This window comes from Neisseria sp. P0008.S004 (genome assembly GCF_051962755.1).
Lineage (GTDB): Bacteria > Pseudomonadota > Gammaproteobacteria > Burkholderiales > Neisseriaceae > Neisseria > Neisseria subflava_A.
Genome location: NZ_JBQCUZ010000003.1, coordinates 131,912 through 155,460, shown reverse-complemented (window position 1 = coordinate 155,460; position 23,549 = coordinate 131,912). Strand labels below are relative to the sequence as shown.

General features: G+C 50.5%; 20 protein-coding genes. 9 read left to right on the top strand and 11 right to left on the bottom strand.

All coding sequences use genetic code 11. The annotated features are described in order from the left end of the window. Positions 1-257 precede the first annotated feature (257 nt). The 5 genes from ACTHSW_RS04250 to orn form a co-directional block, all read right to left on the bottom strand. Positions 258-1,844 (bottom strand): L-lactate permease, encoded by a 1,587-nt coding sequence (locus tag ACTHSW_RS04250; RefSeq protein ID WP_070460394.1) that lies wholly within the window; start codon positions 1,842-1,844, stop codon positions 258-260. Positions 1,845-2,175: 331 nt separating this feature from the next. Then, a complete protein-coding gene (locus tag ACTHSW_RS04245; protein WP_107792258.1) occupies positions 2,176-2,811 on the bottom strand; it encodes a 7-carboxy-7-deazaguanine synthase QueE in 636 nt (211 codons plus the stop codon). Between the two features lie 105 nt (positions 2,812-2,916). Continuing rightward, complete coding sequence (locus ACTHSW_RS04240) at positions 2,917-3,288, bottom strand: DUF1304 domain-containing protein (protein WP_107792206.1); 372 nt, start codon at positions 3,286-3,288, stop codon at positions 2,917-2,919. Positions 3,289-3,361: 73 nt separating this feature from the next. Then, positions 3,362-3,784 (bottom strand): 6-carboxytetrahydropterin synthase QueD, encoded by a 423-nt coding sequence (queD, locus tag ACTHSW_RS04235; protein WP_377073651.1) that lies wholly within the window; start codon positions 3,782-3,784, stop codon positions 3,362-3,364. Between the two features lie 66 nt (positions 3,785-3,850). Then, a complete protein-coding gene (gene orn, locus ACTHSW_RS04230; protein WP_440373769.1) occupies positions 3,851-4,405 on the bottom strand; it encodes an oligoribonuclease in 555 nt (184 codons plus the stop codon). Positions 4,406-4,538: 133 nt separating this feature from the next. Here orn and dxs point away from each other — a divergent pair, with 133 nt between their 5' ends. From dxs to ACTHSW_RS04215, 3 genes are read left to right on the top strand one after another with little or no spacing between them, the layout of a single operon-like run. Further along, positions 4,539-6,428: a 1-deoxy-D-xylulose-5-phosphate synthase gene (gene dxs / locus ACTHSW_RS04225; RefSeq protein ID WP_440365648.1), complete on the top strand. Its 1,890-nt coding sequence runs from the start codon at positions 4,539-4,541 to the stop codon at positions 6,426-6,428. 35 nt (positions 6,429-6,463) lie between these two features. Then, complete coding sequence (locus ACTHSW_RS04220; RefSeq protein ID WP_070625169.1) at positions 6,464-7,474, top strand: glycosyltransferase family 2 protein; 1,011 nt, start codon at positions 6,464-6,466, stop codon at positions 7,472-7,474. 39 nt (positions 7,475-7,513) lie between these two features. Beyond that, a complete protein-coding gene (locus ACTHSW_RS04215) occupies positions 7,514-8,914 on the top strand; it encodes an L-serine ammonia-lyase (RefSeq protein ID WP_440361970.1) in 1,401 nt (466 codons plus the stop codon). An 81-nt stretch (positions 8,915-8,995) separates the two neighbouring features. On the opposite strand, the gene ACTHSW_RS04210 is transcribed toward ACTHSW_RS04215, so the two are convergent. Both ACTHSW_RS04210 and ACTHSW_RS04205 read right to left on the bottom strand, forming a co-directional pair. Beyond that, on the bottom strand, positions 8,996-9,217 hold the full coding sequence (locus ACTHSW_RS04210; RefSeq protein ID WP_004519529.1) for a hypothetical protein: 222 nt from the start codon (positions 9,215-9,217) through the stop codon (positions 8,996-8,998). An 8-nt stretch (positions 9,218-9,225) separates the two neighbouring features. Then, positions 9,226-9,855 carry a C40 family peptidase gene (locus tag ACTHSW_RS04205; protein WP_440365649.1) on the bottom strand — a complete coding sequence of 210 codons (630 nt, stop codon included), beginning with the start codon at positions 9,853-9,855 and terminating at the stop codon, positions 9,226-9,228. Positions 9,856-10,115: 260 nt separating this feature from the next. Between ACTHSW_RS04205 and hslO the strand changes: the two genes are divergently transcribed. After that, complete coding sequence (gene hslO, locus ACTHSW_RS04200) at positions 10,116-11,012, top strand: Hsp33 family molecular chaperone HslO (protein ID WP_440365650.1); 897 nt, start codon at positions 10,116-10,118, stop codon at positions 11,010-11,012. 170 nt (positions 11,013-11,182) lie between these two features. Here the strand turns inward: hslO and tyrS are convergent, their stop codons facing one another. From tyrS to ppc, 4 genes are all read right to left on the bottom strand, one after another. After that, the gene (gene tyrS / locus ACTHSW_RS04195; RefSeq protein WP_107810443.1) at positions 11,183-12,478 is read right to left on the bottom strand and encodes a tyrosine--tRNA ligase; all 1,296 of its coding nucleotides are present in this window, start codon (positions 12,476-12,478) and stop codon (positions 11,183-11,185) included. Positions 12,479-12,553: 75 nt separating this feature from the next. Next, on the bottom strand, positions 12,554-14,413 hold the full coding sequence (locus tag ACTHSW_RS04190) for an acyltransferase family protein (protein WP_107810932.1): 1,860 nt from the start codon (positions 14,411-14,413) through the stop codon (positions 12,554-12,556). A gap of 484 nt (positions 14,414-14,897) precedes the next feature. Further along, positions 14,898-15,989: a redox-regulated ATPase YchF gene (gene ychF, locus ACTHSW_RS04185; RefSeq protein ID WP_063068446.1), complete on the bottom strand. Its 1,092-nt coding sequence runs from the start codon at positions 15,987-15,989 to the stop codon at positions 14,898-14,900. A gap of 867 nt (positions 15,990-16,856) precedes the next feature. Continuing rightward, the gene (ppc, locus tag ACTHSW_RS04180; RefSeq protein WP_107810933.1) at positions 16,857-19,559 is read right to left on the bottom strand and encodes a phosphoenolpyruvate carboxylase; all 2,703 of its coding nucleotides are present in this window, start codon (positions 19,557-19,559) and stop codon (positions 16,857-16,859) included. Between the two features lie 188 nt (positions 19,560-19,747). On the opposite strand from ppc, the gene ACTHSW_RS04175 reads away from it, so the two are divergent. From ACTHSW_RS04175 to argJ, 5 genes are all read left to right on the top strand, one after another. Then, entirely contained in the window at positions 19,748-20,212 is a 465-nt protein-coding gene (locus tag ACTHSW_RS04175; RefSeq protein ID WP_004519536.1) for a cyclic pyranopterin monophosphate synthase MoaC, read from the top strand. A gap of 49 nt (positions 20,213-20,261) precedes the next feature. Then, positions 20,262-21,008, top strand: a complete 747-nt coding sequence (locus tag ACTHSW_RS04170) for a HesA/MoeB/ThiF family protein (RefSeq protein ID WP_199901833.1) — start codon at positions 20,262-20,264, stop codon at positions 21,006-21,008. Between the two features lie 183 nt (positions 21,009-21,191). Beyond that, complete coding sequence (locus ACTHSW_RS04165) at positions 21,192-21,536, top strand: CidA/LrgA family protein (RefSeq protein ID WP_049343552.1); 345 nt, start codon at positions 21,192-21,194, stop codon at positions 21,534-21,536. Then, on the top strand, positions 21,536-22,234 hold the full coding sequence (locus ACTHSW_RS04160; RefSeq protein WP_070460368.1) for an LrgB family protein: 699 nt from the start codon (positions 21,536-21,538) through the stop codon (positions 22,232-22,234). Before ACTHSW_RS04165 ends, ACTHSW_RS04160 begins: the two co-directional genes overlap by 1 nt. 42 nt (positions 22,235-22,276) lie before the next feature. Continuing rightward, the gene (argJ, locus tag ACTHSW_RS04155; protein ID WP_070460366.1) at positions 22,277-23,497 is read left to right on the top strand and encodes a bifunctional glutamate N-acetyltransferase/amino-acid acetyltransferase ArgJ; all 1,221 of its coding nucleotides are present in this window, start codon (positions 22,277-22,279) and stop codon (positions 23,495-23,497) included. Positions 23,498-23,549 lie beyond the last annotated feature (52 nt).

The window sequence follows — 23,549 nt, the reverse complement described above, 5'->3', positions numbered from 1 at the left end:
ATGAGAAAGGGTTTCCGTTTGCAGATGAAGCGTATTTTAGGCGTTTTGTCGGTAGTGGCAATTAGGTAAATTGCAAAACAGTGTTTACTTATGCTTACCCGATTGTTTATTAATAGAAAGTTGTTTGTAATTTGGTGTTGCAAAGTGGTTATGCGGATTGTTGCGGAATATATACATTAATGATTCTTTAAGAAATATAGCAAAAGAATACAAAAAAGGCCGTCTGAATATTCAGACGGCCTTTGATATGAAGCGGTTTACAAGAAGAAAATTGAAGCGATAGTCACGGCGATGACACCATAGATGCTCATCGGGATGACAGTTTTCTTGATGATCGCGCCTTCGGCGTTGTTTACGTTCAACACGCTGCATACGGCGATGATGTTGTTGATGCAGACCATGTTACCCATTGCGCCGCCTACGGATTGCAGGGCGAGGATGAGGGTAACGGACAGGCCGGTATCAAGCGCGATTTGTTGTTGAATCGGACCAAAGGTCAAGTTGGATACAGTGTTGGAGCCGGAGAAGAATGCACCGATTGCACCCAGGTATGGGGAGAAGTACACCCAGTGTTCGCCAGCCATATTGGCAAATTCTTTACCGATGATTTTCACCATGGAGTCGTCGCCGCCAACCATCATCAGTTGAACCATAATCAGCGCACCCATCAGGGCAAGCAGAGGTTTTTTGGTTTGGTTGAAGGTTGCAGCGTAGAAAGACCATGCATCTTTGAATTTGGTTTTGTACAGCAGGATGCAAATCCAAACGGTGAAGACAAACGGAATCCAAGCCGGAACGTAGAGGGTTTGGTAGGAAGCGTTTACGCCTTGACCGAAGATGTTGCCGAAGGTGATGGTCAGGGAGTCGCTGACGGTGATTTTGGACAAATCAAACGGCAGTTGGAAGCTGAACCATTCTTCTTTGCTGGTCAGCAGGCCTTTGATGCCCAGCTGTTTGATACGGGTTATCACCAGCATGCCGATCAGCATACCCAAAGGAGCAAGTGCTTTGGCAACTTGTGCGAAAGGTACTTTTTCTGCATTCGGGTCTTTGGCGTAATCTTTGCTCAAGCCCCAGCCGCGGTTTGCGGCGAATACGGATACCATCAGGCCGATTGCGCCGGCAACCAGAGATGGGAATTCTTCATTGACCATCGCCAATGCAACGTAAGGAAGGGTACAGGAGAATACGGCGATACCGATGAAGCCCAAGTTTTTGCGGATTTCAGCCCAAGGTACGATGAAGCTCAAGCCGATAACAGGGATGATGAAACCAGCAAAGAAGTGCATTACGCCGGTTTGCATACCGATTTCCATAATGCTCTTTTGATCCAAGCCCAAAGGAGCGAAGCCGAACCAAGTCGGGGTACCTACTGCACCGAAGGATACGGGTACGGAGTTCATGACCAAAGTGAAGATGGCTACTTTTAATGGGTTGAAGCCCAAGCTCATCAGGATTGGCGCGGCAATGGCGGCAGGTGTGCCGAAACCGGATGCGCCTTCAATCATAAAGGCGAAAGACCAGCCGATGATCATCAACTGGGCAATCGGATTCGGGCTGATGGTGGCCAGCCATTTGCGGATGACATCGATACAGCCGGTGGTTTCCATCATGCGGTTAAACATAATGGCACCGAAAATTACGGTAATCGGGGTCAGGGTAGAGACGAGGCCGGACGCGGCTGTTGCGTTGAGCAACATGGCGTCGTCGCCGAAATAAAACAGTTTGATGGCATAAATCAGCGCGGCGGTAATCGGCAACGCGACGTAGGACGGCATACTGTTTTTCTTAACCATCAGCCAGATCAGCAGCACGATGGGAAAAATACTGAGAAAGAGAGCCATGGGATTATCCTCGGGGCAACAAGCATCATAACCGTCAATCAATGGGGTTTGATGCGATGTGTTGAGTAGTTAATGTTTTTCGAATAAGGATTGCTATTTTTTTAGATGCAACCAGTTATCAGGTAAATTGGTTTTACCAATTTATGAAAACTGTTGCACACTTTACGTAATCTTATGTAATCGGTCAAGAGGTTTGTAACAAAAAAGGCCGTCTGAAATTGGGTTTTCAGACAGCCTGAGAGCATTGCCAGTAGTGCATTTGGTCGAATATCGAATGGTATTTACATTCAATATTTTGTAAAGATTTTGTTTTTAATTGATTTCAAACGAATTATTCTATTCCTGCCCATTTATGCGTTTGTACGCTCAATTGCCAATGGACGAGTGCATCGGGTCGGCTGTTTAACACACCGATTTGGCGGATGGTGTCGTAGATATTCATCACACCATCTTTCTCGCAAGGCGAGAGGTAGTAATGTTGGGCGCGGATTTTGCGTTCCATCTCTTGGCAAAATGCAACGACATCGCTGTCGGCAACAATGCGCACTTCATTAGCTTTCTCGATGCAACTGGATTCATATTTGGCGGCGTAGCAGGCTTTAGGGCTGGTGGCAACGTAGTCGATTTGCGGCGGCGCGGGGTTGAGGCCGTTGGTTTCGATACACAGGAAATAGCCTTCGGCTTTGAGTGTGTTGAGCAGGGTATCCAAATGCGGTTGGATGGTAGGCTCGCCGCCGGTAATGATGATGTTGCGCGCCGTGTAGGTTTTCAGACGGCCCAAAATATCGGACAGGCTCATCATGCCGAATTTGAGGTAGTCGGTATCGCACCAGCTGCACGCGAGATTGCATTTGCCCAAACGGATGAAAACGGCGGGCATGCCTGTATTCCAGCCTTCGCCTTGCAGGCTTTCAAAGATTTCGACAATGCGGTATTGGGGATTGTTCGGCGTGATGTGAATGGTCATGAATGTCGGGTGTGGGGTTTTAATTGTTGTGGTGAAGCGTTTTAAGAAATCGGTTGAGGCAGCCATTCTTTCTGTTAGTTCGAGTGGAAAGAACGGCTGGTGTGTTTAAGCGGCAATGACGGCTGCGGCGGCCAAAAATGCCGGCAAGCCTTGTTTGAGCAAAATGCCTTTGTTGCCGGATGAAAACGCGCCCCATGCGGCGGCGATGAGGACAAAGCCGAGGAACAGGATGGTCGCGCCGTAAACCGCGTTGTCGGGTGCGGCAAAGCGCGCCCATACCAAGCCGATGGCGAGGAAACCGTTGTACAGGCCTTGGTTGGAAAACAGGGTTTGCACGCGCTTTTGTTCCATAAATTCGTAAGGCATGTTGAACAGCTCTGACGCTTTTTCGCTTGGGATTTGCGTCATTTCGAGCCAGGCGACGTAGAAATGTTCGACAGCGACGAAGAGGACGAGGAGGGTGGAGATGATTTTCATGAAGATTCCTTTTGATGTTTAGCGGATGGGTGTGTTTGTGGAACAGGGCGTCTGAAAAATACAAAATGCTGGTTTAGTCTCCTTCATATTCCGCACACGACGTCGGCGTTTCCCATAATTTCACGCTGCACACTTTGACACCGGCGTTTTTCAGACGGCCATACATTTCTACGCTCATGTTTTCGGCGGTGGTACGGCAGGGCAGGCGCAGGGTTTTCATGTTCCAGCCTTCCAAAAGCGCGGCGATTTGGCTTTCGCGTTCGTTGTTGCCGTGATAGATGAAGGCATGGTCGAACGGGTCGGTAATGTGTTGTTTGACGATGGCTTTCAGGTCGGTAAAGTCCATCACCATGCCGTCTTTTGCGCCGCCTTGGATAACGGGCGCGGAGACGGTGATTTCGAGTTTGTAGGTGTGGCCGTGCAGGTTTTGGCACTTGCCGTCATGCCCGTCGAGCATGTGCGAGGAATCGAAGGTAAAAATTTTGGTGATTTTCATGAGATGAGGGAAGCCGATGAGGCCGTCTGAACGGTGTCAAACCGGTTTCAGACGGCCTTAAGATTATTATTCGGAAGGGAGTTTGAGGAAATGCTCGCGATAATGGCGCATTTCTTCGATACTTTCGAGGATGTCGTCCAATGCTTTGTGCGAACCGCGTTTGACCACGCTTTTGGCGACGGCCGGATTCCAGCGTTTGGCCAATTCTTTCAGCGTGGATACGTCTAAGTTGCGGTAGTGGAAATAGGCTTCCAAACGCGGCATGTATTTGACCATGAAGCGGCGGTCTTGATGGATGGAGTTGCCGCACATGGGCGTCGATTTCTCGGGTATCCATTCGGACATGAAGTCCAACAGGTTTTGCTCGACTTCGGCTTCGGTCAGTTTGGATTCGCGCACGCGTTGGGTCAAACCGGTGCGGCCGTGGGTGGCGGTGTTCCACTCGTCCATGCTGTTGAGCAACTCGTCGCTTTGATGGATGACGTATACGTCCGATTGCGCCAGTACGTTCAAATCGGAGTCGGTAATGATCATGGCGACTTCGATAATGCGGTCGTGTTCCGGGTTGAGGCCGGTCATTTCCATATCGAGCCAGCAGAGATTGTTTGCGTTTTGGGTCATTTCAGACGGCCTTGTGTTTTCAGTTGGCAGTATTATAAAGGATAAAGGTTCGGGCCGTCTGAAAGCATTTGTAACAAGTTGTGCAATCTCTTGATATAATCGTCCGTTACACAAAAAATCACCGCCAAAAATCATGAACCCAAGCCCTTTGCTCGATATTATCGATACGCCTCAGGATTTGCGCCGTCTGGAGAAAAAACAGCTGCCGCAAGTCGCCGCCGAATTGCGCGAATTTCTGTTGGATTCCGTCGGTAAGACGGGCGGCCATTTTGCCAGTAACTTGGGTGCGGTCGAGCTGACGGTGGCGCTGCATTATGTGTACGATACGCCCGAAGACCATCTGGTCTGGGATGTCGGCCATCAAAGCTATCCGCACAAAATCCTTACAGGCCGCAAAAATCAAATGCACACCATGCGCCAATACGGCGGTTTGGCGGGTTTTCCGAAACGCAGCGAGTCGGAATACGACGCGTTCGGCGTAGGACATTCTTCCACATCCATCGGCGCGGCATTGGGCATGGCCGTTGCGGACAAACAGTTGGGCAACAACCGCCGCAGCGTCGCCATCATCGGCGACGGCGCCATGACGGCAGGTCAGGCGTTTGAAGCCCTGAACTGCGCAGGCGATATGGATGTCGATTTGCTGGTTATCCTCAACGACAACGAAATGTCGATTTCCCCCAATGTCGGCGCGCTGCCGAAATATCTCGCCAGTAACGTCGTGCGCGATATGCACGGCCTATTGAGCACCATCAAAGCCCAATCAAGCAAAGTGTTGGACAAATTGCCCGGCGCAATGGAGCTTGCCCAAAAAGTCGAAAATAAAATCAAAACCTTGGCAGGCGAAGCGGAACACGCCAAACAGTCGTTGTCTTTGTTTGAAAACTTCGGTTTCCGTTATACCGGCCCGGTGGACGGCCATAACGTTGAAAATCTGGTGGACGTATTAAAAGACTTGCGCGGCCGAAAAGGCCCTCAGTTGTTGCACGTCATCACCAAAAAAGGCAACGGCTACAAATTCGCCGAAAACGATCCTGTCAAATATCACGCTGTTGCCAAGCTGCCGAGCGAAGTGCCTGCGCCGGAAGTCAAACCTGCCGCGGCCAAACCGACTTATACGCAAGTGTTCGGCCAATGGCTGTGCGACCAAGCAGCGGCTGACGAGCGTTTGGTTGCCATTACGCCTGCCATGCGCGAGGGCAGCGGCTTGGTTGAGTTTGAACAGAAATTCCCCGACCGCTATTTCGACGTCGGCATCGCCGAGCAACACGCCGTTACCTTTGCTGGCGGTTTGGCATGCGAAGGCATCAAGCCTATCGTGGCGATTTACTCCACTTTCCTGCAACGCGCTTACGACCAGTTGGTACACGACGTTGCCTTGCAAAACCTGCCTGTTTTGTTCGCCATTGACCGTGCAGGTATTGTCGGTGCAGACGGCCCTACCCATGCCGGTTTATACGACTTAAGCTTTTTGCGTTGCGTGCCGAACATGATTATTGCCGCACCCAGCGACGAAAACGAATGCCGCCTGCTGCTCTCAACCTGCTATCAGGCAAATTCGCCATCCGCCGTCCGTTATCCGCGCGGTACAGGCACGGGCGCAACCGTTTCAGACGGCCTGGAAACCGTTGAAATCGGCAAAGGCAGCATCCGTCGCGAAGGCGAGAAAATTGCCGTTATCGCCTTTGGCAGCATGGTTGCCCCATCATTGACCGCGGCTGAGAATCTGAACGCCACCGTTGCCGATATGCGCTTTGTCAAACCGATAGATGAAGAACTAATCGTCAGTCTTGCCCGAAGCCATGATTACATCGTTACCGCCGAAGAAAACGCCGAACAAGGCGGCGCAGGCAGCGCGGTGTTGGAAGTGTTGGCAAAACACTGCATTTGCAAACCGGTATTGCTGCTGGGTGTAGAAGACAAAGTTACTGAACACGGCGACCCGAAAAAACTCTTAGCCGATTTGGGACTGAATGCCGAAGCCGTTGAAAAACGCATTGCCGGTTGGATAGAGGCCGTCTGAAAAATATTAAAACATCTCAATACATTGCGTAATTTATGGGAAAAAAATTAATCAGCATCAGTATGGTGCGCAACGAAAACGACGTTATCGAATCATTTGTCCGTCATAATCTCGAGCTGATGGATGAAATGCACATCATCGATCATGGCAGCAGCGATGGCACAAGGGAAATCCTGATTCAATTGAAAGAAGAAGGTTTACCGGTATTTATCTATCAATATCAAGCGCTCAAGTTCAATCAAGACCAATTGGTAAACCTGCTTATGAAGCAGCTTGTAGCAAAAGATGAAGCGATAGATTTCGTTTTTCCGCTGGATGCGGACGAATTTATTTCATGTCCTAGCCGTACCATGCTGGAACAACTCTTGGATGTCATCGGTGAAAACAAGATCGGCATGTACCTTTGGCGCGGCTATTTGCCGACATCGTTGCAATACAACCCCGATTTCACCACACAATTTACCGAGCAACGCCTCGAAACGCTCTTTACCCCCAAAGTCATTATCCCCAGATGGGCTGCTGAATCTTGCAGCGTGATTATCGGCTGCCATTACATGTTGGATAAAGATGGCAACAAGGTTAAATCAACCCTGTTTCATTCGCCGAATTATCGAGGCTTGCATTCTTGGTTTATCGAGCAGTTTTCCGCCCAATTTGCAGAGACCGATTTGTTGTGGCTGGGGCATTTCCCAATCCGATCCTTGAACCAGCACATCAAAAAAATCCTCGAAAAGACCATCTTGATTGCCATTAAAGATGGAAGCAACGATATTGCCTGGGAAAACCAGTTGCGCGAATTGTTGGACAACGGCATGAAGATGGACTTGAACGATTTACGGCTGTTGGCATACAGATACCGCGCCGGTTCTACAAGTTTGGAAGACACGCATTGTAGAGTCAGCCGTTACGAACCTTTGCGTAAAAAACCGCTGATGCTGAAATACACCTCGCCGGAAGCAGGCGACCCTTTGATGATTGTCGGACATTTGGTACTTGCATTGGCAAGCGGTGCAAAAGATTCCTCTTTAGGCTTTAAGGCCGTCTGAAAAACAGCCAGCCCGCACACACAATGATAGGAAAACCTTATGATCAGTATCTTTGATATTTTTAAAATCGGCATCGGCCCGTCCAGCTCGCACACCGTCGGCCCGATGAAGGCCGCGGCCGCTTTTGCCGATTTGCTGAATGCCGAAAACTTGGATACACAAGTGGCGCGCATTGTCATTGAAGTGTACGGCTCGCTTGCTTTGACCGGTATCGGACACGGTACATTCGATGCATTATTGCTTGGTTTGGAAGGCAGCCTGCCGCACGATATTCCGCTTGCGGACATCCCTCAACGCTTGGAACGCATCCGCACGCAACACGTTTTAAAACTCAACGGCCGTGAAATGGCCTTCAATCCTGAAAAAGATTTGGATATCCGCGGCGACAAAGTGTTGCCCAAACATCCGAACGGTTTGAACTTTATCGCCTACCATTCAGACGGCCTGAAGCTGAAAGAGCAGATTTATTATTCGGTCGGTGGCGGTTTTATCGTAACAGACGAAGGGTTTGCACAAGAAGCGCAGGAAAATTCGGATGTGCCATATCCTTACAAAAACTGCGACGAGTTGCTGGCACAATGCCGTCTGAACCAGTTGAATATTTCCGAAGTCGTGTTGGCCAATGAAGCAGCGTTGGCAGGTTGCGATGAGGTGGAAGTGCGCCGCCGTGTGGCTGCCGTGGCCGATGTGATGGAAAACTGTATCAAGCGCGGCTTGGGCGCGGAAGGGCAATTGCCGGGCGGCTTGAACGTGCGCCGCCGTGCGCCGCAGTTGGCGGCCAAACTCAAAGTCCTGCGCGAGAGCGAAATCGTCAATACCCAACTTTGGCCGATGGTGTACGCCATGGCGGTCAATGAAGAAAACGCCGCCGGCGGCCGCGTCGTCACCGCACCGACCAACGGCGCGGCAGGCATTATTCCTGCCGTATTGCACTATTTCCGTAAATTTAATCCGCACGCCAACCAATCGCGCGTCGAAGATTTCCTGCTGACTGCCGGCGCTATCGGCATTTTGTACAAAACCAACGCGTCGATTTCCGGTGCGGACGTCGGCTGCCAAGGCGAAGTCGGTGTGGCATGTTCTATGGCGGCGGGTGCATACGCCGAAGTTATCGGCGGTACACCAAAACAAGTGGAAAACGCCGCCGAAATGGCTATGGAGCATCACTTGGGCCTGACCTGCGACCCTGTCGGCGGTTTGGTGCAAATCCCTTGTATCGAGCGCAACGGCATTGCCGCCGAAAAAGCCCTCAAGCTCGCCACCCTTGCGCTTTTGGAAGACGGCACAGATAAAAAAGTCTCACTTGATGAAGTGATTCAAACCATGCTGCAAACCGGCCGCGATATGAAGGCAACTTACAAAGAAACCTCACTCGCAGGCCTGGCCATTACCTTGCAGAAAAAAGCCATACCGGTATCCGTGCGCGTGGTGGAATGTTAGCAATAGGGTAGGGGATATGCCCGATAAAAAAAGGCCGTCTGAGAAACTTTCAGACGGCCTTTTTTTGTATGGATCGAAGAACTAACCGTTTTTTTGATAAGGGTTTTCCAGTCCGGCCATTAAGTCGCGGAAGTATTCGCGCAACTGTTTTTCGGAACAACCCATCAGCAGCGCGTCTTCAAATGCGTCCTGCGCTATTTGGTACAGTTCGTTCAAGTTTTCGGTCATGACTTTGACTTTTTCGGTGCAGGAAACAATCTGACCGTCGTCGTCATACCATTTGGGCATTTGCGGCATCGCCATCGTACACCTCAATTCAAGAAACGGGATGGGTCGTTTTTCTTCACGCGACGGGCAAAGGCGTATTTTCCGTTCCAATATTTGTGGCCGAGGCTGGTAATTTCGATACGTTTGCCCGTTCTCGGTGCGTGAATGAAATTGTTGTTGCCGATGTAAAGGCCGACGTGGGAAATACGGCCGTGGCCCATGGTACGGAAAAAGACCATGTCGCCCGGCTGCAATTCCGAACGGCTCACGGCAACGCCCATTTGCGCCTGTTCGGCAGAGGTGCGCGGCAGGTTTACGCCCATGGCGCGTTTAAAGATGTGTTGCATGAAGCCGCTGCAGTCAAAGCCGGTAGAGGCTGATGTGCCGCCGTAGCGGTAGGCCACGCCGAGCAAGCCCATGGCGCTGCCGATCAATTCGTCTGAATTACCTGAAGGTGCGCGCGTATTGTTGCTTGGGGCTGGACGTGTATTGACGGGGTGGACAGGGGTTGCCTGACGCGTATTGCCGTAAACGTTGGCGTTGTCGTTGAATTGGTTTAAAACATGCTGACGGGTGGTAATCAGGTTTTCCAAATCATCGGCGTAAGAAAAATTGACGCTCGCGAGCATGGCGACCGAAGTCCAAACTGCTGCGAGCCGGAGTAAAAAATTCATTATAAAAACTTCCGTTTCAGAAGGCATTCCCTGCCGATTGCAGGCACATTGCCGGTTTCTGAGATGTTATCCCGTATCATTCTCTTGTTATCTGCTTGATTGTATTCAAAAACTGTCTTTTTGGCAAAAAAACTGCTGTTATTTTGCGTTAAACCCTTGTTTCCAAACAAACTAGAAAAACATTAAATGCGGTTTCGCTTGATTTATCCTCTGCTGCAACCATATAAGCGGCATTCATTGATTTATTTTCAGAGACTGACATGACACAAAATCACTGCGATATCCGTACACGCTTTATCTTCGACGATATGCCTATCCGCGGTATGCACATCCGCCTCGAAAAGGTTTGGCACCACATCGTCAACCAAAAACATTATCCTGTCGCCATCCGTCGCGCATTGGGCGAATTGTTAGCCGCCGGTTCTTTATTGTCTGCCAACCTTAAAAACGAAGGCACGCTGATTGTTCAAGTTCAAGGTCAGGGCCGTCTGAAAATGTTGGTGGTGGAAGCGACTTCTGAAAATACTGTCCGTGCTACCGCGCGTTGGGACGAAACCGCTGAAATTCGTGATGATGAAAGCCTGACTGCGCTGTTGGGCGAAAACAGCGTGTTCGTTTTGACCCATCAGCCTAAAGATGCCGACCCTTGGCAAGGTGTTGTGCCGCTGGAAGGCGACAGCATTGCGCAAATGCTGGTCAACTATATGAAACGTTCCGAGCAGCTCGATACCTATATTACGCTTGCCGCCGACGACCAAGCAGCAGGTGCATTATTGCTGCAACGCCTGCCGGAAGAAGAATTGGATGATGCCGCGTGGGAGCATGTGACTACGCTTGCGCAAACGCTTACTCCGCAAGAATTGACCGGTTTGGATGCGCATCACGCCCTTTACCGCCTTTACCATGAAACCCCGCCCCGCGTTTTTGAACCGGAAGCCATCGAGTTTGCCTGCACCTGCTCCCGTGGCAAAGTCAGCGATATGCTGTTGATGCTTGGTGGTCAGGAAGTCGGTGGCGTGGTGGCAGAACAAGGCAGCATTCAAATCGATTGCGATTTCTGCCATAGCAAGTATGTGTTTGATGAAACCGATGTCAACGCTTTGTTTGGCGCGGATGTGGTGAATGCCGTCCGTCAAGAAAATGAGCGTTTGCAGTAAGTACGGGATAAAAGTTTCTTAAAAAATTGGCTTAATAGAAGGGCAGGTGCAAAACCTGTCCTTTCTTTTTGGAAAATTGAATGCTAAAAATAGAAAATGCCGTCTGAAAAAAAGCGTGGCTGATTTCAGACGGCATGATTGTTTTAAACGATGCGTTTAATGTTTCAAGATTATTTCCAAACCAACAAAGCATGGTTGCGTTTGCCACGGCGGACGATGGTGTATTTGCCGAAACGTTTGTGTTCGTCGGTCAGCATGTAGGCATCGTCAGGTTTTTCAGCAGCATGGTTCGGATTGTTGGCTTCGGCAGGTTTGCCGTTGAGCAAAACCGCTTTGCTGTTGACAAAGCCGCGTGCTTCTTTGTTGGAAGACGCCAAACCGGTTTTCACCAAAGTTTCCACCACGTTGAGGCTCTCGGAAACTTCAAACGTTGGCAGGCCGTCGAGTGCCAGCTGCTCGAAGTCGCTTTCGGTAAGATGGCTTTGGTCTTCGGCAAACAGGCTTTCAGAAATGCGTTGGGCGGCGGCAAGGGCTTCTTCACCGTGAATCAGGCGGGTCATTTCCTCGGCAAGAATGCGTTGCGCTTCTGGCTTGGTGCCGCTGGCTTTGTCTTTGGCTTCGATGGCGTCGATTGCTTCGATGGACAGGAAGGTAAAGTATTTCAGGAATTTGTACACATCGGCATCGGTGACTTTCAGCCAGAATTGGTAGAACTGATACGGAGAAGTTTTCTTCGCGTTCAACCATACTGCGCCGCCTTCGGTTTTGCCGAATTTGGTGCCGTCGGATTTGGTTACCAAAGGCAGGGTCAGGCCGAATACTTGTTTTTGGTGCAGACGGCGGGTCAAGTCGATACCGGCAGTGATGTTGCCCCATTGGTCGGAACCGCCGATTTCCAAAACCGCGCCATGGCGTTTGTTCAGTTCGGCAAAGTCGTAGCCTTGCAGCAGGGAGTAGGCGAACTCGGTAAAGGAAATCCCCACATCGTCGCGCTCGATACGCTGTTTGACGGATTCCTTGTTCAGCATGGCGTTGACAGAGAAATGCTTGCCGATGTCGCGCAGGAAGTCGAGGCAGTTCATGCTGCCGAACCAGTCGGCGTTGTTCGCCATAATGGCGGAGTTATCGCCGTCAAAGCTTAAGAAAGGGGTCAGTTGGTTGCGGATGCTTTCTACCCAGCCGGCAACAGTTTCGGCAGAATTCAAGCTGCGTTCAGCGGCTTTAAAGCTTGGGTCGCCGATCATGCCGGTCGCACCGCCCACCAAAGCAATCGGCGTATGGCCGGCTTGTTGGAAACGGCGCAATGCCAATACAGGCAGCAAGTGGCCGATGTGCAGGCTGTCTGCTGTCGGGTCAAAACCGCAATAGAGGGAAATTTTTTGTTCGTTTAGCAAAGCGTCTAAGGCTTCGATGTCGGTAGTTTGCGCGATTAAGCCACGCGATTGTAGGTCTTTGATGACGCTCATTGTTATCTTCCAAAAAAATTAGCAGTTTTACAAACTGCTAATTGTAACAAATTTCATCGGATGAATGGCTATGGCTTACTGAAGAAGCGTGTGTTTTTCAGAAAAACGCTTGGCCAGTTCTCTGCCGCCGTAAGGGTTGATGTGGTCTCTATCGGAATAAACCGGCAATCCGTTTATTTTGAAATTTTCCGGAATATAGGCAGTGGCATCGATAATGTGCACATTGGCATATTTTTCTGCCAATTCTTTGATGCGTTCATTTCCTTTTGAAGTGACTGTTTCATCAATGGCAAGATTCTGACTAAATCCCGGTATGCGGTAAGACAGAATATGGGCGCGCAAGCCGTTGTATGACAAATTAGGGTTGTCTATCATCAGGTAAACCGCTTGTTTTTCCGAAGAAAGTTTTTGCAACATGAGGTTGAATTTTTTGAAAAAATCGGGATCGTAAGCAAGGGAGTTGCTGTTTTCAGGCATTTGGCTGCCCCAGCGCATGGCCAAAAGCACTTTTGAGTATTGGGGCAGATGCTCTTTGGCATACTGATAAACGGCACGGCAGGAGGCGTTTTTCTTGAATACGGGTGCAGCATAATCTTCTACATAGGCACAACTGTCCGCAGAAACCATCGTTGCCGACCATTTTTCTTTTTTGCCGACGGTATCAAAAAACGTTTTATATTGATCGGCATGCGAATCGCCTAGAATCAGTAATTCCGGCTGTTTGTCGGTATCGCCCCAAATACACTGTTTGTCGGTGTTGTTGTGACAAGAAGTGTAGGAACGTGCCAATCCCATGCGGTCGTATTGCTCCATAAACGGGAGCTTCATGGCAAGAAAAGGCGTAATAGCCAAAACAAGCATGGGGACGGCATAAATCCATGTCACAGACTGGGCAAAAGAGCCTTTCCACTTTTTAAACGGCTTCTCGACAAAATAATAAGAAAGCAGGGAGAGTGCAAACATTAAGATAATCGCGGCCGCAGTCGAATACGAAGGCAGATTGTTTGGACCGATGTATCTCATAAAAGCCAATACAGGCCAATGCCACAGATACAGCGAATAGGAAATTAAGCCTATGCCGACGGTAATCTTCCATTGGAAAAATTTTTTCAGCCGGTGTTCAAATTGATTGAAATAAATGAATGCGGCGGCGGCCAAACAAGGAATGATGGCGGCAGGCCCTGGAAAATAGGCGGTTTTTTCTGTATAGGCAAACAGGCAGGCAAACAGTACGCAGATGGAAAGTAATGCGCCTGCCGCCGCATATGGTTTGCCGGTATCCAGCCCTTGTTGTTGCCGATATTGCATCCACACGGCTGTTAATGAGCCGATCAGCATTTCGCAGGCGCGCAGATGGGGCAGGTAATATTTATCCAGTGCAGTTGGCATAAAAGAAGCCAAAATACTGAATACGCATAGCGTGATGAGGAAGGCAAACTGAGTGCGCCAGCTTTTGCGGACAACCAGTAACAGCAATATCGGGAAGACGAAATAATATTGTTCTTCGACCGATAAAGACCAAATGTGAAGCAAAGGTTTTTCTTCTTGTATGGGATCGAAATAGCCCTGACCCTTGGCAAAAAAGATATTGGAGATGAACCCCAAGGTGGACAGAGCTGTCCTCCATAAAAGGAAGAAATCATCTTTGGTGAATAAAAGAAAGCCGCATATCATCGTTACCGTCAAGACGGTAAAAAATGCGGGCAGTATCCGCTTGATACGGCGGATGTAAAATTTTTTGAACGAGAAAATCCCGCTGCTCATTTCACGATGAATAATCATCGTGATCAGAAAGCCGGAAATGACAAAAAAGATATCAACACCAAGAAAGCCGCCAGGCAGCCAGTTTTTTTCAATATGGAAAACGACAACGGATAGAACAGCAACGGCACGCAATGTATCAATATCTGGGCGGTAAGATAAAACTTTGCTCATAATATTTTGATTTTAATTAGTTTATTTTAATGGCGTCGTCTGAAAAGTGATTCCTGCCGAGAGTGGGGCATTTCGGAGGTCGGCCATCGTTTGTCAGTACTGGGCAGTTTGTTTGCCTTCTTAGAATGATTGCTGATGATATGCGTTTGAATAGTAATAGATTAGAGTAGGAATACGGTTAATAGTTTCAACATAATGTTTAATATGTTGTTTTTATAATGAATCAATACGATGTGGTATTGTTTAATTATTTATTGTCATATCAGTGGTATTGTTATTGATGATGTAATCTTGCGCTATTTTTAGGTAAGGCGTCGACAAGAAATGAGAGATTTTAAGAAAGAAAAATTACGGGCTATGCCCGCATTTATTATGGAGATGATGTTTTGTTTTGTTGATATTTCAAGACATGAGGCCGTCTGAAAATAAATTCAGACGGCCTTAATCTTAGAAAAGGCCGTCTGAAAAAAGCGTTACGCTGGGTTTATACGTTAAAGAGGAAGTGCATCACATCGCCGTCTTGTACAACGTATTCTTTGCCTTCCACACGCATTTTGCCGGCTTCTTTGGCTTTTGCTTCGCCGCCTAAAGCGATGAAATCTTCGTAGGCGATAACTTGGGCGCGGATAAAGCCGCGTTCAAAGTCGGTGTGAATTACGCCGGCGGCTTGTGGGGCTGTGTCGCCTTTGTGGATGGTCCAAGCGCGGACTTCTTTGACACCGGCGGTGAAGTAGGTTTGCAGGCCCAAGAGGTCGTAGCCGGCACGAATCAGGCGGTTCAGGCCCGGTTCTTCCAAGCCCATTTCGGCGAGGAATTCGGCTTTCTCGTCGTCTTCCAGTTCGGCGATTTCGCTTTCCATCGCGGCGCAGACGGCCACAACCGGCGCGTTTTCTTTTGCAGCCAATTCTTTCAGGCGGTCGAGGTGCGGGTTGTTTTCAAAACCGTCTTCGGAAACGTTGCCGACATACATGGCAGGTTTGGCAGTCAGCAAGAACAGTGGTTTGAGCATGGCAAGTTCTTCTGCGTCCAAACCGAAGGAGCGTACAGGCTTGCCTTCGTCCAAATGCGGCAGCAGTTTTTTACACAGATCTACCAGTTTTTGCGCGTCTTTGTCGCCTGAGCGTGCACGTTTTTCTTCGCGGACGATGGCTTTTTCGACGCTGGCTAAGTCAGCCAGTGCCAACTCGGTGCCGATGGTTTCGATGTCGGCGATCGGATCGACTTTGCCTGCAACGTGAACGATGTTGTCGTCGTCAAAGCAACGTACGACGTTAACAATCGCGTCAGTCTCGCGGATGTTGGCAAGGAACTGGTTGCCCAGGCCTTCGCCTTTGCTCGCACCTGCAACCAAACCGGCGATATCGACAAATTCGACGATGGCAGGCTGCATTTTTTGCGGATTGACGATTTTTGCCAATTCGGCCATACGCGGATCGGGGACTTCAACGATGCCGACGTTGGGTTCGATGGTACAGAAAGGATAGTTTGCCGCTTCGATACCCGATTGGGTCAGCGCGTTAAAGAGGGTGGATTTGCCGACGTTGGGCAAACCGACGATGCCGCATTTCAAGCTCATGGTTTTTCCTGAAAAGATAAAAGTTTAACGGCGGATTATAGCATATTGTGGAGGTACTCAAAACAGCCGCAATGCTGGTGTGTTCTTATAATAAAAGGCCGTCTGAAAAAAGAGGGAGCAGGCATTCAGCTTATTGTGCTTCTGAAGAATGAGTAAATGAATAAAGCCATTAAATAAAACAATTTTTCGGATAGGAGGCTTAAGATCAAACCCAAAAGAATGCCCAGTACCCAATAAATCATCTGACGGTGTTTCGGGTTGGATGCGGTACGTAACATTTTGAAATACAAAACCAAACAGCCGAACATGCAGATTGTTTGAAACAGAATGAGGGGGAGGCTGTCAATGGCTTTGGAAATCGAACCATAAAGGATGATTGTCCCTATGCGTATGCATAAATAAATTAAAGCTGAGCCTGCAGCCGAACTCCCAAAAGGGACGGGCGTGTCGGATGAGTCGGGTGTTTTGTGGGGCTGAAGCCTGCCAAATAACAATATAAATACAATGTCAAACATATTGATAGTTGCCTTGGTGTGAGATGTTTTTGTTTTTCAGACGGCCTCAGGGTTGTCTGAAAGCTTATTGTGCGGCGATATGGGGCAGTGCCGCGGTAAGGTATGTCAGTAGGTCAACCATCCACCATGCTGAAGCGGTTGTTATGCTTCAGTGAACATATTGATTTGGCAGAGGGTTATCTGCTATTTCTCCAAATAGTCTGAAATACAGGGTAAGTTAAATGAATAGGGTCAGAGTGGCAAGCAGGTTGAGAAACAGTATGAGGCTTGTGGGTAAAACCTTTTCTGCGGTTCGCAGTTAGTTTAAAGGCCGTCTGAAAATTGTTTCAGACGGCCTTTTTTCCATGCTGCCTTAACCGGTATTACGCAAACCTTGCGCCACGCCGTTGATGGTCAAGTGAACCATCAGCAGCGCGTGCGGATTGTCGGGCTCTTTACGCAGGCGTTTGAGCATGGCGACTTGCAGGCCGTTGAGGGCATTCAGGTATGGAATCCTCAAGGCAAGCGAACGGGCGAGGCTGCGGTTGTCGCGCAGGAGCTCTTCGGTTTGCAGCAAGTCAAGCAGTGCTTTACGGCTGCGTTGGTATTCTTCCTTAATCATGCCGAAGATGACTTTTGCTTTATCGGGCGATTCGCTCAAGCCGGCATAGTTTTCCGCCAAGGTGATGTCGGTTTTTGCCATTACTTGCTCCATATTGGAGAGCATGGCTTGGAAGAACGGATTGCTTTGGGCATGTTCGCGCAGGGCGGCCAGTGTGTCGGGATTACCTTCGCACAAGGTTTCCACTGCGCTGCCGAAACCGTACCAAGCCGGCAGCATGAGGCGGTTTTGCATCCATGAGAATACCCACGGAATTGCACGCAAGTCCTGAATCCGCGCCAAGGTTTTGCGGCTGGCGGGACGGCTGCCGAGGTTGAGGGTGGCGATTTCCTGAATCGGGCTGGTTTGCAGGAAGTAGTCGATGAAGTCGGGGTGGGTAATCAGTTCGCGGTAGTATTTGAACGATACGTCCGACAAGTCCTGCATCAGTTTGTCATCAGGGTCTTTTTTGTCCGGCAGGATGCTGGCTTCCAACGTCGCAGCAACCAAGGTTTCCAAGTTGCGTTGGGCATTGCCCGGGTCGGCGTATTTGGCGGTAATGACTTCGCCTTGCTCGGTAATGCGGATTTGTCCGGCAACACTGCCCGCAGGTTGCGCCAAGATGGCTTGGTAAGAAGGGCCGCCGCCGCGACCTACGCTGCCGCCACGGCCGTGGAACAGGCGCATGCGGACATCGTATTTTTTGAAGAGTTCGACCAAGCCCAATTCGGCCTGATACAGACACCATGAGCTGGTAACGTAGCCGCCGTCTTTGTTGGAGTCGGAGTAGCCCAGCATGATTTCTTGGATATTGCCGCGGCTTTCGAGCAGGGTGTCATACCAGTCGAGGCGGAACATGGTTTCCATGACCGGACAGGCGTTTTCGAGCGCTTCGATGGTTTCAAACAGAGGCACGATATTGATGCGGCTGTGCGGTTTGCCGTTTTCCACCACCAACAGGCCGCTTTCTTTCAGCAGCAATGCCAAGGCGAGCAGGTCGCTGGGTTGTTCGCAGTTGGAAATAATGCTTTGTGTGACGGCATCTTCGCCGAATTCGTCTTTGATTATGCGCGCTTCGTTGAAAATTGCCAGTTCGTGACGAGTATGGTCGCTGTATGTGATGAACGGGCTGTACAGCGGACGTTGATGGCTCAATTCGCGCAACAGGGCGGCTTGTTTTTGCTCTTCGTTCAGGCTGTTGTAGTCTTCCAAGCCTGCGTGTTGGAAAAGCTCGGCAACCACATCGGCGTGTTTGCCTGCGTGTTGGCGCAGGTCGAGCGGCATCATGTGGAAGCCGAACACGGACACGCTGCGGGTAATGTCGGACAGACGGCCTTCTGCCAGCAGTTGGCTGCCGTTTTCGTGGAGTGAGCGTTGCAGTTTTTTCAGGTCGTTGAGGAACTCTTCAACCGTGGCATAAGGCTCGAGGAAGCCGAATTTGCAGCCCATGCCCAAACCGAGTGAGCGTGCTTTGCCCATGGCACGTGCCATGATGTAGGCGATGGCGCGGCGGTAGGGTTCTTCGGTGCGGGCGATTTCTTCGTCAGGCGAGAGGGCGGCCAGTGCCATCACGTCGTCGTTGACTTTGACGCGGCGGATGGAGAGTGGCAATTCGCGGTAAAGTTTGTCGAGTTCGCCGCGATAGAAACGGAACACTGCGTCGGCATGCCGTCTGAACGCAAAACGCAAGGTTTCGGCAGAAACGAATGGGTTACCATCGCGGTCGCCACCGATCCAGCCGCCGATTTTAAGGATATTCGGAACGCGGACGCCGGGATAGGCCGTCTGAAAATCACGTTCCATTGTGCGGTAGAGTTTGGGCAGGGCTTCAAAGAAGCTCATTGGGAAGATGGATACACCGTTGTTGATTTCGTCGTTGACGCTAAGTTTGTGGCGGCGCGTTTCGCTGGTCTGCCACAAGCCCAAAAGCACGGTGTCGATTTCGCGGCGCAACTGAGCCAGCGCATCAGGATTAGTGCAGCGTTCGCGTTGCGGCAGCAGCGCGCGGATGCGGCGGTTGAAGCTTAAGACGGTTTGGCGTTGTACTTCGGTCGGGTGCGCGGTCAAAACGGCGGTAACGACCGTGTTGTCCAGTTGTTGTTGCACCGCTTTTCCGTTGACTTTGCCGGCTTTGAGTTTGCGCACGGTTTCCGTCAGGCTGCCTTCGGCACTGTTGTGTCCGGCCTCTTCGTGGATTTGGCGGCGGCGTTCGTGGTGCACGTCTTCGGCGATGTTCAAAATCTGCGCGAACAGGCCGCAGGCCAGGGTTAAATCGTGGGTTTGTTGTTCGTCCAATTGCGGCAACACCTTTTCAATCAAGGCGGCGCTGTCGTCTGAAGTCGATAATAACTTAACGGTTTCGACCACCAAAGGCGACGCTTCCTCATGCAGCAGATTGAAAAGAGACTGTTTTAAAAATTCCGCATCCGCCGCCAGAGCGGCATCTTTTGGATTATTTAAGATATGCAGTTGCATGATTTTTCTCTTATTTAAATGTTAATTTGGGTGTATCGTGAATCCATTGTATAGCAAATTTTTGTAAACTGCCAATGCTGCCGTCCGATACATTTCAAACCGGAAAACAGCCGTCCGTATCCGCTGCGTGGTCGCTGTCTGTAAAATGCCGTAAAATATTGCCCATCAAAACAGATGGCGAGAAACCCATGATTGAATTTCCCAACCAGCCCGATTTTCCTGAACAACACACCGCCGTCGCCGTCGGCACCGTCAACATGAGCCAGCAGGCGATACGGGTGTTGATAGAGAATGCTACCGAAAAGGCAAGTATCCTGACCATCGCCCGCGTTGCCGCCATTCAGAGCATCAAACAGACCGCCAACCTGATTCCGCTGCACCTGCCCGGACGCATCATCGGCGTGCAGGTTGATTTCGATATTAACGTTGAGCTGGCCTGCCTGAAGGCCACGCTGACCGTCCAAGCGAACAGCAACGGCAGCATTGCCACCGAAGCCCTGACTGGCCTCAATTTGGCGCTTTTGAGCGTTTACGACATGATGAAAGACGTTGACCGCAATATGATGCTCAGCGGCATTCGCCTCGAATCCGAAACCAGCAGCGAAGGCCGTCCTTTCCTGTTTGACAACGCATACGAAAATATTAATTTCTAAACCACTCAGGCCGTCTGAACATTGGGTTTCAGACGGCCTTATTATTATGATGAACGATCAACAACTCTTGCGGTTCAGCCGCCATATCCTGCTTGATGAAATCGGTATCGAAGGCCAAGAAAAACTCTTGGCCTCCCATGTGCTTGTTGTCGGTTGCGGCGGGCTGGGTGCGGCAGCCTTGCCGTATCTTGCCGCCGCCGGTATCGGCCGCCTGACGATTGCCGATGCCGATACCATCGACGAGACCAACCTTCAACGCCAAATCACGTTTACCGAAGCCGACATCGGTAAAAACAAGGCTTTGGTCATGCAAGGCCGTCTGAAACAGATCAACAGCCAAACACACATTACAGCCATTGCCGAATTTCTCGATGAAGCCAGGCTTGTCGAATTGGCAAACGCAGCCGACATCATTCTTGATTGTTCCGACAATTATCCCACGCGCCAGGCGGTCAACCGCACCGCCGTTGCCACGCGCACGCCTTTGGTTTCCGCAGCGGCCGTCCGCTTCGACGGACAAATCGCCGTGTACCGCCCCGACCTTCCCGATACGCCTTGTTATGCCTGCCTGTTTGACAGCGAACAAGCCGACGACGGCGCTTGTGCATTGTTCGGCGTTTTTTCGCCATTGGTCGGCGTTATCGGAACGACCCAAGCCGCCGAAGCGCTTAAAGTGCTGATCGGTATCGGTACGCCGTCGCACGGCAAACTTTCCACCTACAACGCATTGAGCGGGCAATGGCGGCAATACGGGGTGAGGCGCAATCCCGAATGCCCGGTTTGCGGCGGCCGTTAAAGACCAAAGCAGGGCAAGGGTTTCAATGCTCCGAAGCCAATCCGCCGGAGCAATCATGCTTATCTTTCATTAAACTTGAAAGAAGGCGTTTCTTCCCTTTTCAGACGGCCTGTGGCACGATATGATTCAATGATTAATAAATTTTTTGAGGCCGTCTGAAAAAGATAGGGAGAAACCGGCTTAATGAATATTATTCGTGCCTTATTGGTGGTATTGGGTTGCCTGGCTTTGGGCGAGGCAACCGTTTGGATTTTGGGGTTGAAGCTGCCGGGCAGTATTGTCGGCATGGCTTTGCTGTTTGCCGCGCTTCAGGCAGGCTGGGTCAAATTGTCTTGGGTGGGAGAGCTGGCAGACATTTTGATGGCAAACCTGACTTTGTTTTTGGTGCCGCCTTGCGTGGCCGTCATCAGCTATTTGGATGTGATTGCAAACGACTGGTTTTCGATTTTGACGGCCACAATCGGCAGTACGATCTGCGTATTGTTGGTGACCGGCAAAGTGCATGAGTGGGTCAGGAGGTGGATGTGATGAACATAGACGGGCTGTTGCGTATGCCCTCGGTCATGTTGTTCCTGACTTTGGCCGTGTATGCTTTGGCGGTGCAGATTCGGGCGCGCACGGGGAATGTGCTGTGTAATCCGGTATTGATCAGTACGCTGGTGTTGATGGGTTATTTGAAGGTATTTGCCATCGATTACGAGCTGTACCATTCTGCCTCGCACTTTATTGATTTTTGGTTGAAACCGGCAGTCGTGTTGTTGGCCGTGCCGCTTTATCGAAATTGGGATCGTATCCGCAGCCAGTGGTTGCCGGTGGTGTTGTCACAGTTGGCGGGCAGCGTGACAGGCATTGTTACAGGCGTGTATTTTGCCAAATGGCTGGGCGCTTCGCGCGAAGTGATTCTGTCGCTGGCTTCCAAATCGGTGACCAACCCGATTGCGATCGAAATCACGGCGTCTATCGGCGGTATTCCGGCGATTACGGCGGCAACGGTGATTATTGCCGGACTTTTTGGACAGATGGCCGGATATAAAGTGTTGAAAGGGACGTTGTATATGCCTTCTTCAGTGGGAATGTCTTTGGGTACGGCCTCACATGCGATGGGTATTGCGGCGTCTTTGGAATACGGCCGCCGTATGGCCGCATATGCCGGCTTGGGCTTGACGCTCAACGGCGTATTGACGGCGGTATTGGTGCCTATCTTGATTCCCTTATTGGGCGTATAGCGTTTAGGCCGTCTGAAAATAGTGTAAACAGGAGAAAATGATATGGCTGTAAATTTGACTGAAAAACGTGCAGACGAATTGTTGGAAATCGACGGCATCCGTCTGTTTACAGGTCGTGCCGGCATCAAGCAACAAGACCGCGACGATTTGACGCTGATGGTGTTGGGCGGCGGACATACGGTGGGCGCGGTGTTTACGCAAAACCGTTTCTGCGCCGCGCCGGTGCATATCGCCAAGTCGCATTTGTTTGACCAAGACGGCGTGTGTGCCTTAGTTATCAATACGGGCAATGCCAATGCGGGTACCGGCGCACAAGGCCGTCTGGACGCGATTAAAGTGTGCGCGGCGGCGGCGGAACAGGTCGGCTGCCAATCCAATCAAATCATGCCGTTTTCGACCGGCGTGATTTTGGAGCCGCTGCCTGTGGATAAAATTGTGGCCGCTTTGCCGCAAGTGCGCCCTGCATTCTGGTCGGATGCGGCTCGTGCCATCATGACGACGGATACTGTACCGAAAGCCGCTTCACGCACAGGCTTGGTCGGCGAAAAACACACAGTCCGCGCTACCGGTATCGCCAAAGGTTCGGGCATGATTCATCCGAATATGGCGACCATGTTGTCGTTTATCGCCACTGATGCCAAAGTGTCCCAACCGATTTTGCAGCTGATGACCCAAGAAATCGCAGATGAAAGTTTCAATACGATTACCGTGGACGGCGATACCAGTACCAACGACAGCTTTGTCATTATGGCGACAGGCCGTTGCGGTCAGAGCGAAATCGACAATACCGCCGATCCGCGCTATGCGCAGCTCAAAGCCTTGCTTGGTTCGCTGGCTTTGGAGTTGGCACAGGCGATTGTCCGTGATGGCGAGGGTGCGACCAAGTTCATCACGATTGAAGTGCAAAACGCGAAAACCCGCGAAGAGGCGCGCAAAGTGGCTTATGCCGTCGCCCATTCGCCTTTGGTGAAAACCGCTTTCTTTGCCTCCGACCCAAACTTGGGCCGTCTGTTGGCAGCCGTCGGCTATGCCGGTATTGAAGACTTGGACGTCGATGCTTTAAAAATGTGGCTGGATGACGTGTTGGTGGCCGAAAACGGCGGCCGCGCGGAAAGCTATACCGAAGAAGCAGGACAAGCGGTGATGAACCGTCCAGAAATCACCGTCCGCATCGATTTGCAACGCGGCGATACGACGGCGGCCGTCTATACCTGCGATTTGTCGCACGAGTATGTGTCGATTAACGCGGATTACCGTTCTTAAAAACCTTTATCCTTGTGTTCAGACGGCTTTTGAGCAAAGTATCAAGGCCGTC

Bases quoted from the DNA above. Each gene is read 5' to 3' on its own strand.
- ACTHSW_RS04250 (WP_070460394.1), bottom strand. From the start codon at position 1,844: ATGGCTCTCTTTCTCAGTATTTTTCCCATCGTGCTGCTGATCTGGCTG.
- ACTHSW_RS04245 (WP_107792258.1), bottom strand. From the start codon at position 2,811: ATGACCATTCACATCACGCCGAACAATCCCCAATACCGCATTGTCGAA.
- ACTHSW_RS04240 (WP_107792206.1), bottom strand. From the start codon at position 3,288: ATGAAAATCATCTCCACCCTCCTCGTCCTCTTCGTCGCTGTCGAACAT.
- queD (WP_377073651.1), bottom strand. From the start codon at position 3,784: ATGAAAATCACCAAAATTTTTACCTTCGATTCCTCGCACATGCTCGAC.
- orn (WP_440373769.1), bottom strand. From the start codon at position 4,405: ATGACCCAAAACGCAAACAATCTCTGCTGGCTCGATATGGAAATGACC.
- dxs (WP_440365648.1), top strand. From the start codon at position 4,539: ATGAACCCAAGCCCTTTGCTCGATATTATCGATACGCCTCAGGATTTG.
- ACTHSW_RS04220 (WP_070625169.1), top strand. From the start codon at position 6,464: ATGGGAAAAAAATTAATCAGCATCAGTATGGTGCGCAACGAAAACGAC.
- ACTHSW_RS04215 (WP_440361970.1), top strand. From the start codon at position 7,514: ATGATCAGTATCTTTGATATTTTTAAAATCGGCATCGGCCCGTCCAGC.
- ACTHSW_RS04210 (WP_004519529.1), bottom strand. From the start codon at position 9,217: ATGGCGATGCCGCAAATGCCCAAATGGTATGACGACGACGGTCAGATT.
- ACTHSW_RS04205 (WP_440365649.1), bottom strand. From the start codon at position 9,855: ATGAATTTTTTACTCCGGCTCGCAGCAGTTTGGACTTCGGTCGCCATG.
- hslO (WP_440365650.1), top strand. From the start codon at position 10,116: ATGACACAAAATCACTGCGATATCCGTACACGCTTTATCTTCGACGAT.
- tyrS (WP_107810443.1), bottom strand. From the start codon at position 12,478: ATGAGCGTCATCAAAGACCTACAATCGCGTGGCTTAATCGCGCAAACT.
- ACTHSW_RS04190 (WP_107810932.1), bottom strand. From the start codon at position 14,413: ATGAGCAAAGTTTTATCTTACCGCCCAGATATTGATACATTGCGTGCC.
- ychF (WP_063068446.1), bottom strand. From the start codon at position 15,989: ATGAGCTTGAAATGCGGCATCGTCGGTTTGCCCAACGTCGGCAAATCC.
- ppc (WP_107810933.1), bottom strand. From the start codon at position 19,559: ATGCAACTGCATATCTTAAATAATCCAAAAGATGCCGCTCTGGCGGCG.
- ACTHSW_RS04175 (WP_004519536.1), top strand. From the start codon at position 19,748: ATGATTGAATTTCCCAACCAGCCCGATTTTCCTGAACAACACACCGCC.
- ACTHSW_RS04170 (WP_199901833.1), top strand. From the start codon at position 20,262: ATGAACGATCAACAACTCTTGCGGTTCAGCCGCCATATCCTGCTTGAT.
- ACTHSW_RS04165 (WP_049343552.1), top strand. From the start codon at position 21,192: ATGAATATTATTCGTGCCTTATTGGTGGTATTGGGTTGCCTGGCTTTG.
- ACTHSW_RS04160 (WP_070460368.1), top strand. From the start codon at position 21,536: ATGAACATAGACGGGCTGTTGCGTATGCCCTCGGTCATGTTGTTCCTG.
- argJ (WP_070460366.1), top strand. From the start codon at position 22,277: ATGGCTGTAAATTTGACTGAAAAACGTGCAGACGAATTGTTGGAAATC.